The organism is Pseudomonas sp. NPDC085632 (assembly GCF_044541255.1).
Taxonomy (GTDB): domain Bacteria; phylum Pseudomonadota; class Gammaproteobacteria; order Pseudomonadales; family Pseudomonadaceae; genus Aquipseudomonas.
Genome location: NZ_JBITSX010000047.1, coordinates 36,062 through 53,184 on the forward strand (window position 1 = coordinate 36,062; position 17,123 = coordinate 53,184).

16 protein-coding genes are annotated in these 17,123 nt (G+C 60.0%); 9 read left to right on the top strand and 7 right to left on the bottom strand.

The genetic code is table 11. The features are described 5' to 3' along the window. Complete coding sequence (tssB, locus tag ACIF4X_RS23435) at positions 1-543, bottom strand: type VI secretion system contractile sheath small subunit (RefSeq protein WP_397483926.1); 543 nt, start codon at positions 541-543, stop codon at positions 1-3. A 227-nt stretch (positions 544-770) separates the two neighbouring features. Here tssB and ACIF4X_RS23440 point away from each other — a divergent pair, with 227 nt between their 5' ends. The 5 genes from ACIF4X_RS23440 to tssA are packed head-to-tail and all read left to right on the top strand — an operon-like array spanning position 771 to position 8,281. After that, entirely contained in the window at positions 771-1,220 is a 450-nt protein-coding gene (locus ACIF4X_RS23440) for a type VI secretion protein (RefSeq protein ID WP_397483927.1), read from the top strand. A gap of 46 nt (positions 1,221-1,266) precedes the next feature. Further along, a complete protein-coding gene (tssK, locus tag ACIF4X_RS23445) occupies positions 1,267-2,598 on the top strand; it encodes a type VI secretion system baseplate subunit TssK (protein ID WP_397483928.1) in 1,332 nt (443 codons plus the stop codon). Between the two features lie 18 nt (positions 2,599-2,616). Then, positions 2,617-3,381: a DotU/TssL family secretion system protein gene (locus tag ACIF4X_RS23450; protein WP_397483929.1), complete on the top strand. Its 765-nt coding sequence runs from the start codon at positions 2,617-2,619 to the stop codon at positions 3,379-3,381. Then, the gene (locus ACIF4X_RS23455; protein WP_397483930.1) at positions 3,378-7,202 is read left to right on the top strand and encodes a type VI secretion system protein; all 3,825 of its coding nucleotides are present in this window, start codon (positions 3,378-3,380) and stop codon (positions 7,200-7,202) included. The genes ACIF4X_RS23450 and ACIF4X_RS23455 overlap by 4 nt, the downstream gene beginning before the upstream one ends. Further along, positions 7,199-8,281, top strand: coding sequence for a type VI secretion system protein TssA (tssA, locus tag ACIF4X_RS23460; RefSeq protein ID WP_397483931.1), 1,083 nt, complete (start codon positions 7,199-7,201; stop codon positions 8,279-8,281). The genes ACIF4X_RS23455 and tssA overlap by 4 nt, the downstream gene beginning before the upstream one ends. Here tssA and ACIF4X_RS23465 read toward each other — a convergent pair. From ACIF4X_RS23465 to ACIF4X_RS23485, 5 genes are all read right to left on the bottom strand, one after another. After that, positions 8,278-9,246 carry a 2-hydroxyacid dehydrogenase gene (locus ACIF4X_RS23465; RefSeq protein WP_397483932.1) on the bottom strand — a complete coding sequence of 323 codons (969 nt, stop codon included), beginning with the start codon at positions 9,244-9,246 and terminating at the stop codon, positions 8,278-8,280. The genes tssA and ACIF4X_RS23465 overlap by 4 nt on opposite strands. A gap of 171 nt (positions 9,247-9,417) precedes the next feature. After that, complete coding sequence (locus ACIF4X_RS23470) at positions 9,418-9,846, bottom strand: hypothetical protein (RefSeq protein ID WP_397483933.1); 429 nt, start codon at positions 9,844-9,846, stop codon at positions 9,418-9,420. Between the two features lie 15 nt (positions 9,847-9,861). Beyond that, positions 9,862-10,344, bottom strand: coding sequence for a DUF4822 domain-containing protein (locus ACIF4X_RS23475; protein ID WP_397483934.1), 483 nt, complete (start codon positions 10,342-10,344; stop codon positions 9,862-9,864). Positions 10,345-10,686: 342 nt separating this feature from the next. Beyond that, complete coding sequence (locus ACIF4X_RS23480; RefSeq protein ID WP_397483935.1) at positions 10,687-11,211, bottom strand: cysteine hydrolase family protein; 525 nt, start codon at positions 11,209-11,211, stop codon at positions 10,687-10,689. 218 nt (positions 11,212-11,429) lie between these two features. After that, positions 11,430-11,813, bottom strand: coding sequence for a tautomerase family protein (locus tag ACIF4X_RS23485; protein WP_397483936.1), 384 nt, complete (start codon positions 11,811-11,813; stop codon positions 11,430-11,432). Positions 11,814-12,064: 251 nt separating this feature from the next. Here ACIF4X_RS23485 and ACIF4X_RS23490 point away from each other — a divergent pair, with 251 nt between their 5' ends. The 4 genes from ACIF4X_RS23490 to ACIF4X_RS23505 all read left to right on the top strand — a co-directional run bounded on the left by ACIF4X_RS23490 (position 12,065) and on the right by ACIF4X_RS23505 (position 15,758). Further along, positions 12,065-12,259 carry a hypothetical protein gene (locus ACIF4X_RS23490; RefSeq protein ID WP_397483937.1) on the top strand — a complete coding sequence of 65 codons (195 nt, stop codon included), beginning with the start codon at positions 12,065-12,067 and terminating at the stop codon, positions 12,257-12,259. 69 nt (positions 12,260-12,328) lie between these two features. After that, positions 12,329-12,511, top strand: coding sequence for a hypothetical protein (locus tag ACIF4X_RS23495; protein WP_397483938.1), 183 nt, complete (start codon positions 12,329-12,331; stop codon positions 12,509-12,511). A 233-nt stretch (positions 12,512-12,744) separates the two neighbouring features. Continuing rightward, on the top strand, positions 12,745-14,025 hold the full coding sequence (locus tag ACIF4X_RS23500; protein ID WP_141127693.1) for an HAAAP family serine/threonine permease: 1,281 nt from the start codon (positions 12,745-12,747) through the stop codon (positions 14,023-14,025). A gap of 80 nt (positions 14,026-14,105) precedes the next feature. After that, a complete protein-coding gene (locus tag ACIF4X_RS23505) occupies positions 14,106-15,758 on the top strand; it encodes a SulP family inorganic anion transporter (protein ID WP_397483939.1) in 1,653 nt (550 codons plus the stop codon). Between the two features lie 51 nt (positions 15,759-15,809). Here the strand turns inward: ACIF4X_RS23505 and ACIF4X_RS23510 are convergent. Then, positions 15,810-17,123 (bottom strand): aconitase family protein (locus ACIF4X_RS23510; RefSeq protein WP_397483940.1); only part of this gene is annotated, 1,314 nt, incomplete at its 5' end.

Here is a 17,123-nt window from a genome sequence, read left to right on the forward strand (position 1 = left end):
TCAGGCTTGCGGTTCGGCCGGCGCCTCGGCGTCAGCTGCCGGGGTAGCGGTGTCTGGGCGGGCCGATTTGATTTCCTGCAGGCCTTCGGTGTTGGCGATGACGTCGCGCAACAGCTTGTCCAGGTCATCGTTGCCGTCGAGTTTGGTCAGCAGATCGCGCAGACGCTGGCGGGCCTCGAACAGGCGGCGCAGCGGCGTGACTTGTTCCACAACCTTGACCGGGTCGAAGTCGTCGATGTGTTTGAAATTGAGTTCGATGTTGAGCTTGCTGTCGTCGCCGCTGAGGGTGTTGTTGACCTGCAGCGTGGCGCGCGGGGCGATCGAGGCGAGCACTTCGTTGAAGTTGTCGCGGTCGATTTCGGTAAAGCGCCGCTCAGTCAGTTTTGCCAATGGATCAAGTGGCTTGCCCGATAGATCGGCAAGAATCCCGACCACCAGTGGCAGTTCCTTTTTCTCGATGGCGTTGCCGATTTCGACGTCGTAGGTGATTTGCACTCGGGGCGGGCGCACCCGGTCGAGCTTGTGCTGAGTACTTTCTGCCATGTCGGCGGACTCCGATGCGATGAGCGGGCGCAATGCATCGGGGTGGCCCGTTCATCGCTTTCCCTTGCTGGACCGTAGGTTAGAAAGGGAGGCAGATGACCTGTCGTTCCTTTGACAAACCTTCCTCATTCGGCTGTAGGAACCGAACTACCCAAGACGCTAGAACAGGTCTATAAAAATGCAAGCAAAAACATTTTTGGACAGGTTCGTGAAAAGGAAAATTCATTTTGCGTAGACGACTTTTTCTAACGCTGGTGTTTGCGTCCCTGGCCGGTTGCTCCTTCTTCGGGCCGAAGGTGGATCTCGACAGCCTGACCCTCGACGTCGCTCCGAAAGCCAACGACGACACGCCGATTGCCGTGGACTTCATTGCAGTCGCCGACCCCGATCTGCTCAAGCAATTGTCGGGCATCAGTGCCAGTCAGTGGTTCGCCGGGCGCGAACAGTACCAACGCGACTATCGTCAGTTGATGAGCGTGTGGGGACTGGAGCTGGTGCCGGGCCAATTCATCGACCGCCAACCCTTCCCGTTGGGGGGCAAGAAGGCTGCTGGACTTTTGGTCTTCGCCAGCTATAACACACCCGGAGCACACCGCTTGCGGCTCGACGATCAGAGCGAGGCGTGGCTGAAATTCGACAGCCGCGAGATGAGCCTGGTCAACGCCACCGAACACTGAAACATCACCGCTGCCGCCGGATCGCGGCCTTGTCGAAGGGAGTCGTATGAGTCTGCTACCTGACGCGGTTTGCTGGCACGAAGGCATGCAATTGCTGCCGCAGCATTTTCAGTTGCAAGGACTGCGGGCCGAAGCGCTCGGTGCGCATCTGGCGCAAGCGTGCAACCCGTGGTTCTGGGGCGTGAGCCAGATGGAATTCGATCCTTCGGCGCTGAGCGCTGGCGTGGTACGCGTCTTGTCGCTGCAAGGGACGATGCCCGATGGTCTGCCGGTGGATTTGCAGGCCGGGATCGGCCCGGCACTGGAGCTGGATGTCAGTGCGGCCATCGATGCCACCGACGATGCCACTGTCACCGTGTACCTGGCGATCAGCCCGATGTGGCGTGCCGGTCAGTTGCTGCCGCTCAAGGGCCGCTTGCAGTCGGTGGTGGGCGACGCGCTGCCGGATCTCACCAGCGGTGAATTTCCTGAATCGATCACCGTGTGGCGACCTAATCCACGTCTGTGCACGCAACTGAACAAAGCCGATTCGATCTGCCTGCCGCTGCTGAAAATCCGCAAGGAGGGCGGCGGCTTCCTGGCACTGTCCTACACGGCCCCGACGCCGATCCTGTTGCCGGAGTCGGCGCTCGGTCGACGCATCGCCGGTCTCTGCGCGCGGTCGCGGGAGAAGTGTCTGTTTCTCGGTGGTCGTTTGCGTCAGGCGCAGCAGGCCGGCAATCAGGACGATGCGCTGGAAATCCGTCGCCAGTTGACGGCGTTGTGGGCGCGTCTGCCGGAAGTCGAAGGCGCGCTGAACAGCCGCATTGCTCATCCGCCAACCCTCTATGTGCAATTGCTCGGTCTGGCCGGCGCATGGTCGGCGCTCGATCCGCTGGCCGGCGTGCCGGCGTTTGCGCCGCTGGATTTTCTCGAATTGCAGCGCGGTTTTGACGCGGTGCTGCAATGGCTGGAAACCACCCTCGAACTGATCCGTGCCGGCTACCGCAGCCTGCCGTTCGAGCGGGGTGAGCACAGCTATTCCATTCAACTGCCGGACGAGCAGCCGAGTCAGCGTCTGGTGATCGGTCTGCGCATGCCCAACGGGGCCAGCGAACAAGCGGCCCTTGACTGGTTGCGTGGCGCGATCATCGCCTCGGCACCGCACATTGCGCTGCTCAGCCGCCAGCGCATGAGCGGTTTGTCGCACCAGGTCATGAGCCGCAGCGAACAGGTGGCCTACAGCGTTGGCGAGGACACGCGGCTGTTTGTGATCACCGCCGAAGGTACGTGGTTCGACGCGCAACTGCCGCTGGTAATCGCCGCGCCCGCGACGAAACTGACCAGCAGCCCGTGGCAAGTGGTGCTGTTTATCGCCCAGAACACTGAAAGTGCCTGACCACACAAGGAACGCCGTATGTCGCAAGGAAGTGCCGCAAGCCTTGGGTTGCAGGACGCACCGTTGAGCAGCGCGTTCCGCCAGACGTGGCAGCAATGGCAACAGGACTGGGTGCAATTGCCCAAGGACAGCGAGGACGAAGCGGCGCTGGTCGACACCGTGGTCGAGCTGTCTACCCAAGCGTCGCAGCGATTGTGGCGCACCGCTTATGCGCGGGTCGGCGATTCGGCGACCGAACAGGTCAAGGCACTGGTTTATGCGTTCGTCGCGCTGGTCGACGAAACCCTGCTCTTCACGCCATGGCCCGGGCAGTCGGCGTGGCAGGACAAACCTTTGGAGTCGCGTCTGTACTCCAGTCGTCAGGCCGGCGAACACGTGCCTGCGGCGATTCAAACCTTGCTCGATGAACAACAACCGACCAGCCGCGATCTGGCCAACGTGTATCTGCAGTGCCTGATCCTCGGTTTCCATGGGCGTTTGCGCGGAGAACACAGTCAGGCGCAATTGGAGAAATGGCGGCTGGCGCTGTACACCTTTGCCTGGCAGGACGAGGCCAGTTATGCCGATGTCAGTCAGCGCCTGGTGCAGCCGTCGCTGACCACGCCATTGCAGCTGCCGGTGCGCACGGCGCTGCCGGATGGCTTTCGACTGGCATTGGGGATTCTGGCGATGGTGCTGTTGCTGACCGGGCTTGGCCAGTTCCTCTGGCGTGACATTCGTTCGGAGCTGGACCCGGTGCTGCAGATCATCGACTCGGTGGCGCCGGCGGAGCAAGACTCATGAGCACCCTGACAATGGTTGCGTGGGTTGTCGCGCTGCTGCTGGTGGTGGTGATCATCGCCGTGGCGGTGTGGTGGTTGCGGACCCAGAGTGGCGCAGCGATCCGCAGTTTCTACGCAGCCGTACGGCAAATGGAGCAGGAGCAGGGCAGTCATGACCGCTATCAGATGCCATGGCTGCTGATGCTCGGCGACGAAACCCAGGGCACGCAACTGGTCAGTGAATGGCGTCTGCAACCGACCGACAAACCCGCCTGGTTCGGTCGCTGGTGGTCAGATCCCGAAGGGGCCGTGCTGGTCGTGCCGCAGGCGCTGTTTCTGCCCGACGACGGTATGCATTTGCAACGTGGCGGCTGGTGGCGATTACTCGGTCTGATCCTGCGAATGCGCAGCAAGCGGCCGCTGGACGGGGTGGTCTGGCTGGTGCCGGTCAGTCGCCTGAACAATCTGGAACAGGCCGCCAGCCTCGGACTGGCCGCGCGCCGACGCTTCATCGATCTGCTGCAACGGTTTGGCCTGAGTGTGCCGGTGTACGTGATCATCACCGGACTTGAAGAGCTGCCAGGGTTTCAGGAACTGATCAGTGCGCTGCCCGAAGAGGCCCGCGAACGTACCCTTGGCTGGTCGTCGCCTTATTCGCGCGATGCGGTATGGCAAGGGCAATGGAGCGATCAGGCGCTCGATCGCCTCCATCGCGCCGTGGCGGAAGCGATCATCGAAATCGGCACGCTGTCCGGCCAGTTGAGCGCCGATCTGTACGCCTTGCCGGAGCGTCTGGAAACCTTGCGACGTGGTTTGCAGAGTGTTCTGGAACCGGTGTTTCAAGGCAATGCTCAGGGTGAAGCACCGTGTTTTCGCGGTGTCTATTTCAGCGCCAGTCAGGCCTCGGAGGATGCCAAGGATGGATTCTCCGCCGACGACAGCGGCTTGCAGCAAAGTGTATTCGTGCGCCAGTTGTGGCGTCAGCGCCTGGTCGGTGAGCGCGGGTTGGCGCAAGGCGTGCCGCGCCTGCTGCGTTTGCGTCAGCGCTGGCAGCGGCTGGCGGCCGGCGTGGCGCTGGTGATCGGGGTTGTCTGGGCCGTGGCGATGCTTTGGGTCTGGCACGTGTCGGTCAAGGACGCCCACGAACTGGCGCGGCAGATGCAAGGTGCGCAAAAGGGCTACGTGGCGATCAGCGACGAGGCGCAGCGGGTCGACTCGACCCGACGCAACGTGCAGACCTTCTGGCGCGTGCTGGAACGTGCGCCGCACTGGAACTATGTGTCTCTGGTGTTTCCGACGTCGTGGTTTTCCTCGCTGGACAATCAGCTCGAGCAGCAAGTGTTGCAGTCCACCCAGCGCCACATCATGGTGCCGCTGCATGACCTGTTGAGCGCGCAACTGGCGCAGATCAAGGCGATCCGCAGCACCGATCGGCGCAGTAGTGTCGAAAGCGACGACCCGGCGCAGTGGCAGAACTATCTGAAGGCGAACGATCTGGTGGATCGGGCCTTGCGCCTGGAACAGCAGAACCAGTTGTTCAATCAAGTGCAGAACAACCCGCGCGCGCCGCTGGACGACCTGGTGCAACTGAGCAACAACGCGCTGTCGCTGAACCTCAATACGGGCACCTTGCCCTATGCGGCGTTCTACAATCGGCTGCTCGTGGCCGGGGAAGACGGCAGCTTGCAGGCGCTGGATCTGAGCGTCGACCGGCCGCAGATCGTCAGCAATTTTTCCGGGTTGATGCAGCGCTGGCTGGATCAGTATTTTCTCGCCGACAATTTTGTCAGCAAGGCGGGCTACCTCAAATTGCATCTGGATCAACTGCAAGCCGGCAGTGGCAACAGCCTGCGAGAGCTTGAAGACCTGACCGCGCTGGTCGACGATCTGCAAGCGGCGATCGCCTTGACCAATTCGACGTGGAGCCGCGGCAAGGGCCAGGAACTGGTCCCAGGTTATCGCGACTTCCTCACCAAGGTCGGCAAGAGCACGTTGCTCGGCACGCAGGTCGAGCAAGACCTCGACACGCAAGCGACACGCCTGCAGCAAAGTTTCCGCGATCAATGGATCGCCCAGATCGGTTCGCGGGACAACCTGCTGGTGCAGCAAGTCAGCGGGCAGCTGGCCTTGCAGGAACAAGTGATCAAGCTGGATAACGCGATACAGGCGCTGTTCAAGCGAGAGTTCGTTTCGGTTGCCCTGCGCGACAGCGAAGACAACGTCAACCTGCAAGGCCAGACTGTAGACGGCGATGACCTCAATGAGTCGCTGAAGTATTTTGCCGACTACAGCAGCTACATCGCTGAAGAGCTGCCGCGCATTCCGCCGGACTATCGAATTGCCCTGCTCAAAACCGCCGAGCGCGCCGCCGCTCAGGCGATGTGGTTAAGCCTCAAGGATCACAACGACCAGGCGCATCCTTACGCCGTGTTCAACGTGCAGGCCGAGCAAGCCATGGCCCTGCAGAAAGCCTTTGTCGAGGTGCACCGCGCGGATCTCTCCACGCGCCTGCAAGCGGCTCTCAATCGCCGCGCGATGGCGCAGATTACCGGTGGTATCGAGGAAATCACCGCACAACCGCTGTTCGGCGGTCGTGCCGAAATCAGCCAGTGGGACGGTTCGAAAAACCTCGGTCTGGAACTGTTCGGCGCCAGCGATGTGCAGGATCTGAAACTGAGCCTCAAGCAGCAGTTCAACACCATGCTCGGCATCACTGAGCGGCGCACGTCTTCGTTGCAGTGGTTGACGACGCAGCAAGCCAATCTCTCGGCACTGGATTACGAACGCGTGACGCAATTCAGCGCACTTAACGACGAACTACGTAAATACAAGGAAGCCAATCCGGCCAGCTCGCCGGCGCAGATCGAGCAGCTGGTGAGCCGTGATTTCATCGAAATGGACGTCAATTCCTGCCTGCAAATGTTGCAGACCGCCAATGTTGCCGGTGGGCGCGGCACGTTGGCGATGCGCGCGATAGAGCTGCAACAGGAAGCCATGCAGCGTTGCCAGCAGCTGCAAGTGCAACAGGCGGCGGCCGCGTGGAATGAGCTGGCGAACTACTTCAATCAATACCTGGCTGACCGCTTTCCCTTCGCCAACGGCGTGCAGATGCCGGATGCCGACCCGGCGCGGGTTCAGTATCTGCTGGAGCTGATCGACAAGCGGCTGCCGGTCGCACAGGCCGGACTGGCCACGAATCAGACGCCGGAACGTGTAGCCGCAGAAGACTTTCTCAATCGTTTGAAGCAGGCCAGCGTCTGGCTGACGCCGCTGTTCGTGCGGGACAAAAGCGGCATCCTCGGCGTCGAGCTGGACGTGCGCTGGCGCACCGATCGCGACAATGAACAGGGTGCCGACCAGGTGATTGCCTGGGGTTTGCTGGCGGGCAATCAGCAGATCAACTATCCGGTCCCGACCGAGCAGCCGAGCCTGCGCTGGATGGTCGGGCAACCCATCCGCCTGACCCTGCGCTGGGCACGCAACGGCAAGGAGCGCCCGGTCAACGATCCGCAGCAGCCGAATCTGGTGGTGCGCGATCTGGAGGCGGGTTGGGAGTATGGCGGACCATGGTCGTTGCTGCGGATGATGCGCGCGCACTTTTCGGTGCAGCGGCAGCCGAGCATGGATTACACCGACTTCCCGCTGACCCTGCGCCTGCCAGTGACCGCCTCGACCGACAGCGTCACCAGCGAGTTCACCCGCATGTTCGTGCGCTTGTCATTGATGAGCCAAGGTTCGAAATTACCGCTGTCGATTGCTCCGTTGCCCACCCGTGCGCCGCGTTCGCCGTTTCAGCTGACCGGCAGCACCGCCGCCCTCGAATCGCAGAAGGAGGACCTGTGAACCTGCCATCGACCGCTGTGCCGGATCTGATTGATCAATTGCTCGCGCCGATCAGCGCGCAGGCGCCCTGCGGCGTCGATTTGCGCTATGAGCGTGAGTTCGATCAATTGCGCGACTTGCGCCGCGAGGACGATGCCAGCCTGCCGACCGGCGTCTGGCAGTCAACACTGAAGCGGGCGAACTGGCCGGAAGTCGAGAAGCTCTCCACTGCGTTATTGCTCGAACGCAGCAAGGACTTGATGCTCAGCGCGTGGCTTGGCGAAGCCTGGCTGCACCTGCAAGCGCTGGACGGTTTGCCCGGCAGCCTGGCGCTGATCGCCGGTTTGTGTGAACGCTTTCCCGAGCACCTGCATCCGCAAGCCGAGGAGGGCGATCAGTCGTGGCGCGTGATTCCGCTGGAATGGCTGGTGCGCCGCTATAGCGAAATACTGCTCACACGGGTGCCGCTGTTCGGCACTCGCAACAGTGATTTCGAGGTTTATACGCTTGAAGTCTGGCGGCGTTTAAAGATTCAGCAGGTGCAGGCCAACGACAGCAAGAATGCCAAGAGCTCGGCGGAAACCGCGCGCAACGAACAGAAAAAACTCAGCGACCAGATCCGCGCCACGCCGCTGGCGTTCTGGCTGCGCACCCAGGGCAATCTGCTGCTGAGCCTGCAACATCTGCAGCGGCTCGACAGCTGGAGCAATACTTATCTAGGTGATCAGGGCCCGGGATTGCGTCCCTTGCAGGACATTATTCAAGCGCTGCTGACGTTGGTTCAGGAGTTTATCGCCATGCACCCACAACAACCGGCGTCGCCGGCACCGGTGGTCGAAGCCTCCGTCGCCTTGCCGCAAGCAGAAGAACCCGCGGCGGTTGCCCAGGTATTTCGCGAACCGGCCAGTCGCGAAGAGGCTTACCGACAATTGCTGTTGATTGCCCAATACCTTGCCCGCACCGAACCTCACAGCCCTGTACCCTACCTGATCCGCCGGGGTGTCGAGTGGGGCAACAAACCGCTGAGGGAGTTGCTCGGTGAGTTGATCAGCGCCGACGCGGAATCGCGGCGCCTGTGGACGTTGCTCGGGGTGCTTTAGTGCACGCGTTGATTGTTGAGTTTTGGCGGCAGCGCGATGGGCGTCAGCACCGGCACGCCGGAGAAGAACGCCACGAGGTTTTTGCCCACCAGTTCCACCGTACCTTGCGTTGCTTCCGGTGACAGCCCCGCGACGTGGGGTGTCAGCAGCACGTTGCTCAGGGTTTTCAGTGCATCCGGCACTTGCGGCTCGTGGTCGAACACATCGAGTGCGGCACCGGCAATCCGGCGTTGTTCAAGGGCCGTGATCAGATCCGCCGTAGCGATGACGCTGGCGCGGGCAATGTTGACGATGAAGCCTTTTGGCCCGAGCGCATCGAGTACCGGGCGGGTGACCAGATGCTGTGTGCCGATGCCACCGGGCGTGGCGACAATCAAAAAGTCCGAGGCCCGCGCCAGTTCGGTCGGCGTCGAGCAGAACGCGTAGGGCACATCGCTGCGCACCTGGCGGCTGTGATAGCTGATTTCCATGTCGAAGCCGAGGTTCGCGCGTTTGGCGATCGCCATTCCCACTGCGCCCAGCCCGAGAACCCCCAGGCGTTTGCCAGCCAGCGACGGGCGCATGATCTTCGGCCATTCACCCCGGCGCACTGCGGCGTCGCAACGCGGAATATCGCGCACCAGTGCCAACAACATTGCCATCGCATGGTCGGCCACCGACGAGGCGTTGACCCCGGCGCCGTTGGTGACGGTAATGCCACGGTTGCTGGCGGCTTGCAGGTCGACCTGTTCGTAACCGGCGCCGATGACCGTAATGATCTTTAACGCGGGCAGGGCGGCGATCTCATCGGCAGTCAGGCCCAGCGGGCCACGGGTCAGCACCGCGTCGATGCGGCTGCCTTGGGTGGCAATGGCTTGCGCACGTTCGGCGGGCGTGGGGGCAAGGATCAGGTGGAAACCCTGATGTTCGAGAATCGGCAAGTAGTCGTTGATGGTTTCAACCAGTACCAGAACGGTTGCGGGCATTGCGCGGCTCCTGTGAACGTCGGCGGGTTGGTCGCGAAAGTCGTTTCAGAGTGCTGAATCCGCAGCGACTTGGCAATCGTTGTCATTCGCGCAGTGGTGCTTTGATTCTGGACGGCTTCGGGCAAGAAGCAAGGGCAGGCAGCACACCGGTGATCCGGTGTGCTGTCGGCATCACTGGGCCGCTTGCGCTTTGGCTTGTTCAGCCAGGGCAATCGGCTTGAAATCGTAGGTCGGATAGAACTCGGTGCGGTAACTGCCCCATGCGGTGTTCTCCAGCGCAAGGTTCACTTCCGCCAGACGCGAGACAGGAAAGCGCACGGTAACGACTTGGCCGATACCCATCATGATGCTCCAGCTCACCACCTCGACTCCGGCCGGGGGGAAGGTTTTGTAGAAGCCTTGTTGCGCGAGCTGGGCCTTGAGTTCACTTAACGGTCGGGTTTGATCATGTTTCAGAAAGACGGTCAGCATCATCGCGTTGTCGGCGGTGGCGACGGCATTTTTTGCGGGCTGGATGGCAGCTTGTGCGCTGACCCCGGCGCAATAGACAGAAGAAATCAGTAACGTCGACATCAGCAGGGTTTTAATTGACTTTTGCATAGCGAACTCCTGGTTTTATTGTTTGATGGCGGACTTGGTTTCTATCGTTCCGGTATAGGGCGCGTGAACGACATGAATGCGCACAAGAGGATTATTGTCGACCATGTCGCGGGGGACTTCCCGGGAATAAGTGAACTCACGTTTGTTCAGTGTTTCCAAACGCCTGACCCATGTTTTGGTCGGGCCGATATCCGGTACAAGAATGTGCTGTTGCTGATCGCCGGTGACAAAGAAATACCCGCCAACGCCATTGTTGTATTTTGATTCGCCTGTGTCGGTGTAAAAGAACTCGTATCGATTACGCTCGGGATCCCACGTCGATATACCAACGACGCCGGGGTACTTCGCTTTGACGTCGGTTTCAGGGGCGCCGTCGATATAGACCTTGGTGGTCAGCCATCGCGGCGAAGAAGCCAGCTCGCGGACATCGGCGTTGGCGCTGGCGAGCGGGGCAAGCAGTGCGGCCAACAACAGGCCGCTCATCATGTTCTTTTGCATGCTGTGTCCTCTTGATCACACTTGAATTATTAGTCTTCGAATTCGGGGCGATAAAAATATAGACCTGCCATGGAATATTGTTCAATGGCTGGGTAGTTGTTTGTAACAAATGGCTGATATTCGGTTTTGAGTAATATTTTGTTGTGGGTTTTTTTGCTGTTTATGTTGTAGGAATATTCTGAAAAATTGGTTTTCGATTTGCTTGTTTGTTGGCGTTGTCTGTAGTTAAAGTCGCTGGCTCTCTTAATTAATTACACGATGCTGCAGGACAGAGGATGCCGTAACAAATGTCTGGTTGACGCAACCGCAGCAAGTGAAGTTGCGTCTATTTCGCCCGCTCCCTTAGAACCGCACTTCAGCGCTGTCGATTAATCGTGCGAAGGCGGCACCGAGGGTTGCGTTGTGATGGTTGATGATCACTTCGGCCGATAGCGCAGCAGTGTCCATGCAGGTGTGGGCGTCGCTGACCAGCAGTGGTCTAAAACCCAGATCGGCAGCGCTGCGGCAGGTGCTGTCGATGCAGAACTGGCTTTTCATGCCGACCACATAGAGGTCTTCTACCTGTGCGGCTTTAAGTTGCTGCGCGAGGTCAGTGCCATGGAAAGCATTCGGGCGGAATTTGTCGAAGAGGGTGTCTATCTCGGCGTCCAGTTCAAGCGCTGGCAGCAATTGCCAGAATGGACTGCCAGCGGCAATCGGTGAGCCGTCCGGGCCTGTGTGGCGCACGGCGAAGATCGGCACTTGATTCACGCGTGCCTGAGCGACCAGACGCTGGATGTTGGCCAGAACCCGTTCGCCTTGGTAGGGTTTTTCCGGGCCGTGGAACAGGCCAACCTGCATATCGATGATCAACAGTGCTGCGGGCATGGTGCTTCTCCTTGGGTGCTGCAGATGCCGCACGGACGGGAGAAACAACAAGGCCCCGTCCATTGCTGGCGGGGCCTCGGGTCTGCTGCGCTGGGTTACCTCACGCACAAACTCCGCGATCCGCCGGTGGCGGTCGTGGTGGTGCGGGTGAGTTGCAGCGCGCGAATGTTCATGGGGCCGATCATGCTGGCACCGATGCCGGGCTGTCAATCACCCGCTCAAGTGACGTATTGCGCAATGCCGTTACCGAATGACCAGTTCTCTTTTTTCACCTCCACCAGATTGATGAAGACGTCTTCCAGGCGCACCGCCAGTTGGCTGTGCAGGCTTTCGGCGATGGTTTTGAACAGCAATTGTTTTTTTTCTACCGAGCGCCCTTCGCTGATGGTGATCTGAATGAACACCACGCCGTCGCTGCGCTGGATCCCCAGATACTGCGGGTCGTAGACGAAGTGCTGGCTGTCGTGCTCGGTGAGGATCTGGAAGTTGTCGTACTCCGGCACATCGATACAACTGCACAGGGCGGAATAGATCTGCTCACCGATGCGTTTGGCGAAAGTGGGGTCGGGGTTTTGTTTGATGTCGATGCGAACGAGGGGCATGGGCAGAGACTCCGGGGGGAGGGGACTCATTCACGCTAGAACATATCAACCAAATTGAAAGTGTGGGGTGATGACCTCGCTACTGTTGTTGTATGAGGCTACCTACGAAACTCGCGGATTTTACCTACGCATTTGGCAGAGCCATCTGCTATCGGGCAGACGGTTAACGCGAAATCATGGGGCAGCAATGGGAGGTGGTCCAGGATGGAAAAGCTTCCCGAGCGTTAACTGTCAGCAGCCAAGGAAGGTTCATGCATCTTGATGACCACGAAAATGTGGAGATCGAAAGGCTACAAACGGAAACCCAAAAGCTCGGCGCGGAGAGGCGCAAGCTCTTGGCGGAGGAAGCAAAACTGAAACTTGAGACTTTTTTGTATCCCCTTGTGGTGGGGGCTGGGGCATTAACTGCAATTGCCACCGCCGTAGGGCTTTATTTGAAGCTGTAAGAGAGCGCAGCAGGTTGCCGTTGCGCATACGTGTTGACTCAGACCACCAAAAAAAGGGAGGGGAGCAGTATGAGCACAGAGGAAAGCAGAGCCAGGATAGACCGACTGTATCAAGAGGAGTTTGAGTTCAGAGAAGCCATGAAGCCCTTTCGCAAGGCCGAAAGGCGTGAAACGGTTTTGCTATTTAGCCTTGGAATGCTGATGGGCGCGGTGGGGATCGCTTTCGTGATGGTGTTGGTCCGAACCATCTGAATACCTTTGCATGTGCCTATTAACGACAGCAAGAATACCTATGTACGACAGATAATTGCCCAAAAACGACACCCCGCTGATCTGCCCCGCATAACCATTCCTCAGCTAAGTCTTTGCTTCTGCTCATTTATCACGGAGAATCGCGCCCCTGTTTCGGCCGGAGCATGTCTGTCGGTTTTTTCCGACGCGTCCTGACCGAGTGGCAAGTGACCCGAAAGCGGAGATCCGACCGGATGAATGATCAGGCCAATAGCGTCGAAGAGCGCTTTGATGCAGCAGCACCCGCTGAACTTTCGAGCTGGAATCGCCAGGACACCACCTGGATGTTGGGACTGTTTGGGACGGCCATCGGCGCCGGTACCCTGTTTTTGCCGATCAACGCAGGTCTGGGGGGCTTCTGGCCGCTGGTGATCCTCGCGCTGTTGGCGTTCCCGATGACGTTCTACGCGCACCGTGGCCTGACCCGCTTTGTGCTTTCCGGTCGTGAAGGCGCCGACATCACTGAAGTGGTCGAGCAGCATTTCGGCATCAAGGCCGGTGCGCTGATCACCTTGCTGTACTTCTTCGCGATCTTCCCGATCCTGCTGATCTACAGTGTTGGCCTGACCAACACGGTCGCCAGTTTCCTCGAGCACCAACTGCACATCACGCCGCCACCGCGTGCGCTGCTGTCGTTCGTGCTGATCCTCGGTCTGCTGGCCGTGGTGCGTTGCGGTGAGCAGGCGATCGTCAAGGCGATGAGCCTGATGGTGTACCCGTTTATCGTCGCGTTGCTGTTCCTCGCCGTTTACCTGATTCCGCACTGGAACGGCGGCATTCTCGCCACCGCTTCGCACGTGCCGGCACCGTCCGCGTTGCTGCACACACTTTGGCTGGCAATTCCGGTAATGGTGTTCTCGTTCAACCACTCGCCGATCATCTCGGCGTTTGCGGTCGATCAGAAGCGCCGCTACGGCGTCCACGCTGAAGAGCGCAGCTCGCAGATCCTGTCCCGCGCGCACCTGCTGATGGTGGCGATGGTGCTGTTCTTCGTGTTCAGCTGCGTGCTGACCCTGACGCCGGAACAACTGGCCGAGGCCAAGGCGCAAAACCTGTCGATCCTGTCGTACCTGGCCAACCACTTCAGCAATCCGACCATCGCCTTCGCGGCGCCGTTGATTGCGTTTGTGGCGATCTCCAAGTCTTTCCTCGGTCACTACATCGGTGCCAGTGAAGGTCTCAAAGGTCTGATCATCAAAAGCGGCAAACGTCCAGGCGCCAAGGCGCTGGACCGTATTGTGGCGGCGTTCATGCTGGTGGTGTGCTGGATCGTGGCGACCTTGAACCCGAGCATTCTGGGCATGATCGAAACGATCGGCGGCCCGGTGATCGCAGCGATTCTGTTCCTGATGCCGATGTATGCCATTCGTAAGGTGCCAGCAATGGCGCGTTATCGTGGTCAGGCTTCCAATGTGTTTGTCACCGCAGTAGGTCTGGTGGCGATTTCGGCGCTGATTTATTCGCTGACCGCATAAGCCAAAACCCAGGTTACTCAGCTACAGTGGCCGCTGTGCGTGACGCGCACAGCGGCTTTTTTTCGTCTGGAGACAGTGGATTGTCGAACGCCCCGCAACCTGTTGTTCCACCCAATCGCTGGCAGGATGTGCTGGCGGGTTTGTCGATTGCCGGGTTGCTGCTGCCTGAAGCCGTCGCGTATTCGACTATCGCCGCGCTGGCACCTCAGGCCGGGGTGATTGCTTTGTTCGCCGGGTTACTCTGTTATGGGTTGTTCGGCTCCAGTCGCTTTGCGATTGTCTCGGCGACGTCCTCCTCGGCCGCAGTGCTGGCGGCGGCGACGGCAACGCTGGCCAATGGTGACCCGCAATTGCGCTCCACGTTGGCGGTCGGTTTGGTGTTGGTCACGGGCGTGTTGTTTTTGCTGGCCGGGGCCTTTCGTCTGGGCAGTGTCACGTCCTTCATCGCCAAACCGGTTTTGCGTGGATTCGCCTTCGGTCTGGCGCTGACCATCATTCTCAAGCAGGTCGCCAGTGTGGTCGGCGTGCATCTGACCGACGCCAATCTGGTGCGCTTCGCCCCGCAACTGCTTGAACAACTGCCGCAATGGAACTGGCCGGCTGCGGCTGTCGCGGCCGTCGCACTGCTGTTGCTCGGAGTCTCCTCGCGATTCCCGCGAGTGCCTGGCGGTTTGCTGGTGGTGGTGATCGGCATCGCCGCCGGGCAATGGCTGAACCTGCCAGCGTACGGCGTGAAGATGATCGGCATCATCGACCTCAGCCTCGACGTCCCCAACCTGCCGACGCTGCCGTTCGCCGACTGGCTACGGCTGGGGGAGGTGGGGTTTGCGCTGGTGATGATTCTGTATGCGGAGTCTTACGGGTCGATCAGTTCCTATGCGCTCAAGCATGGCGACCGCGTCACCTCAAACCGTGATCTGTTGGCGCTGGGAGCGTCGAACCTGCTCTCCGGGTTGTTTCATGGCATGCCGGCAGGGGCTGGGTACTCGGCGACCTCGGCGAATGAAGCCGCAGGGGCGACGTCTCGCTGGGCCGGCGGGGTCGCCGCGTTGGTGGTGTTGATCATCGTGTTGACGGTGTTGCCGTGGATTGCCCTGACGCCCGAGCCGGTTCTCGCCGCGATTGTCATGCATGCGTTGGGTCGCGGTTTGAGTTTGCAGCCGCTGGGCCGCTACTTCATCTGGCGCCGGGATCGCGTGCTGGTGATCTGTGCGGTCTCGGCCGTTTTGATGTTGGGCGTGCTGGACGGCTTGCTGGTCTCGGTGGCGATCAGTGTGCTGTTGATGCTCAAGCAGATGTCGGCCGCGGACGTTCAAGTGTTGGGGCGGATCGACGGCGGGCATGATTTTGTCGATGTGCAGCGCCATCCCGTTGCGCAGACGGAACCCGGGGTGCTGATCATTCGACCGAGCGAGGCGTTGTTTTTTGCCAATGTTGAACGAATTCTGGGGGCGGCGTTACGGCTGATCCGCCATGCAGAGGTGCCGGTGCACACGGTGATTCTGAGTCTTGAAGAGACGCCGGATCTTGATGGCACCAGCATTGAGGCGATGCAGGAGTTTTTCTTGCGGGTGCATCAGGAAGGCAAGCGATTGATTCTGGCGCGGCTCAAGCATGAAGCGTTGACGGTGTTGGACGCTTTGCCTGAAGTACTGGCCAACGGTGTGATTCTCAGCGGTTTGAGCGTCGATGGTGCCGTGCAGAGAGCCCTCATACTAAACCCCAAGGCATAAAAAAACGCCGCTCATCTTACGATGGGCGGCGTTTTTCATTGCGTTGCAACGTTAGGCTTGAACGACCGGGATGTTGGCGTTCGCAGCAGCTTCACGGAACTCGGCGATCTGGTCGAAGGACAGGTAGCGGTAGATATCGGCCGCCATGCTGTCGATCTTGCCAGCGTATTCCATGTACTCCTCGACGGTCGGCAGGCGACCCAGGATCGAAGCCACGGACGCCAGCTCGGCCGAAGCGAGGTAGACGTTCGCGCCGTCGCCCAGACGGTTCGGGAAGTTACGGGTCGAAGTCGACACAACAGTCGCGTTCGGCTCTACACGTGCCTGGTTACCCATGCACAGCGAGCAGCCTGGCATTTCCATGCGCGCGCCAGCCTTGCCGTAGATGCCGTAGTAGCCTTCTTCGGTCAGTTGGTGAGCGTCCATTTTGGTCGGTGGCGACAGCCACAGACGGGTTGGCAGTTGACCCTTGACCTGAACCAGCATTTTACCGGCAGCGCGGAAGTGACCGATGTTGGTCATGCACGAACCGATGAACACTTCGTCGATCTTCTCGCCAGCAACGCTGGACAATAGACGGGCGTCGTCCGGATCGTTCGGTGCGCACAGTACAGGCTCGCTGATGTCGGCCAGATCGATTTCGATGACTTCGGCGTATTCGGCGTCGGCATCGGCTTCCATCAGTTCCGGGTTGGCAACCCAGGCTTCCATCGCTTGAGCACGACGTTCCAGAGTACGCGCATCGCCGTAGCCTTCGCCGATCATCCAGCGCAGCAGGGTGATGTTGGAGTTCAGGTACTCGGTGATCGATTCTTTCGACAGCTTGATGGTGCAACCGGCAGCCGAACGTTCGGCCGAGGCGTCGGACAATTCGAACGCCTGCTCCAGGGTCAGACCTTCCAGACCTTCGATTTCCAGGATGCGGCCGGAGAAGGCGTTTTTCTTGCCCTTCTTCTCGACGGTCAGCAGACCGTTCTGGATAGCGAAGTACGGAATCGCATGAACCAGGTCACGCAGGGTGATGCCAGGTTTCATTTTGCCTTTGAAGCGCACCAGGATCGATTCCGGCATGTCCAACGGCATAACGCCGGTGGCCGCAGCAAACGCAACCAGACCGGAACCGGCCGGGAACGAAATGCCCATCGGGAAACGGGTGTGCGAGTCACCACCGGTACCGACGGTGTCTGGCAGCAGCATGCGGTTCAGCCACGAGTGGATGATGCCGTCGCCCGGACGCAGGGAAACGCCGCCGCGGGTCATGATGAAGTCAGGCAGGGTGTACTGGCGGTGTTCGGCATCGGTGCAGCCCACGGGCGGCGGGCCGGGGCGGGGTTCCTGTGCGGGCATCTGCTCGGCGATGTGGTC

What these genes read in the sequence shown, in the direction of transcription:
- ACIF4X_RS23495 (WP_397483938.1), top strand. Translation starts at nt 12,329, where the DNA reads ATGAGCACAGAGGAAAGCAGAGCCAGGATAGACCGACTGTATCAAGAG.
- ACIF4X_RS23465 (WP_397483932.1), bottom strand. Translation starts at nt 9,246, where the DNA reads ATGCCCGCAACCGTTCTGGTACTGGTTGAAACCATCAACGACTACTTG.
- ACIF4X_RS23475 (WP_397483934.1), bottom strand. Translation starts at nt 10,344, where the DNA reads ATGCAAAAGAACATGATGAGCGGCCTGTTGTTGGCCGCACTGCTTGCC.
- tssK (WP_397483928.1), top strand. Translation starts at nt 1,267, where the DNA reads ATGAGTCTGCTACCTGACGCGGTTTGCTGGCACGAAGGCATGCAATTG.
- ACIF4X_RS23485 (WP_397483936.1), bottom strand. Translation starts at nt 11,813, where the DNA reads ATGCCCCTCGTTCGCATCGACATCAAACAAAACCCCGACCCCACTTTC.
- ACIF4X_RS23470 (WP_397483933.1), bottom strand. Translation starts at nt 9,846, where the DNA reads ATGCAAAAGTCAATTAAAACCCTGCTGATGTCGACGTTACTGATTTCT.
- ACIF4X_RS23490 (WP_397483937.1), top strand. Translation starts at nt 12,065, where the DNA reads ATGCATCTTGATGACCACGAAAATGTGGAGATCGAAAGGCTACAAACG.
- ACIF4X_RS23500 (WP_141127693.1), top strand. Translation starts at nt 12,745, where the DNA reads ATGAATGATCAGGCCAATAGCGTCGAAGAGCGCTTTGATGCAGCAGCA.
- ACIF4X_RS23480 (WP_397483935.1), bottom strand. Translation starts at nt 11,211, where the DNA reads ATGCCCGCAGCACTGTTGATCATCGATATGCAGGTTGGCCTGTTCCAC.
- ACIF4X_RS23450 (WP_397483929.1), top strand. Translation starts at nt 2,617, where the DNA reads ATGTCGCAAGGAAGTGCCGCAAGCCTTGGGTTGCAGGACGCACCGTTG.
- ACIF4X_RS23455 (WP_397483930.1), top strand. Translation starts at nt 3,378, where the DNA reads ATGAGCACCCTGACAATGGTTGCGTGGGTTGTCGCGCTGCTGCTGGTG.
- tssB (WP_397483926.1), bottom strand. Translation starts at nt 543, where the DNA reads ATGGCAGAAAGTACTCAGCACAAGCTCGACCGGGTGCGCCCGCCCCGA.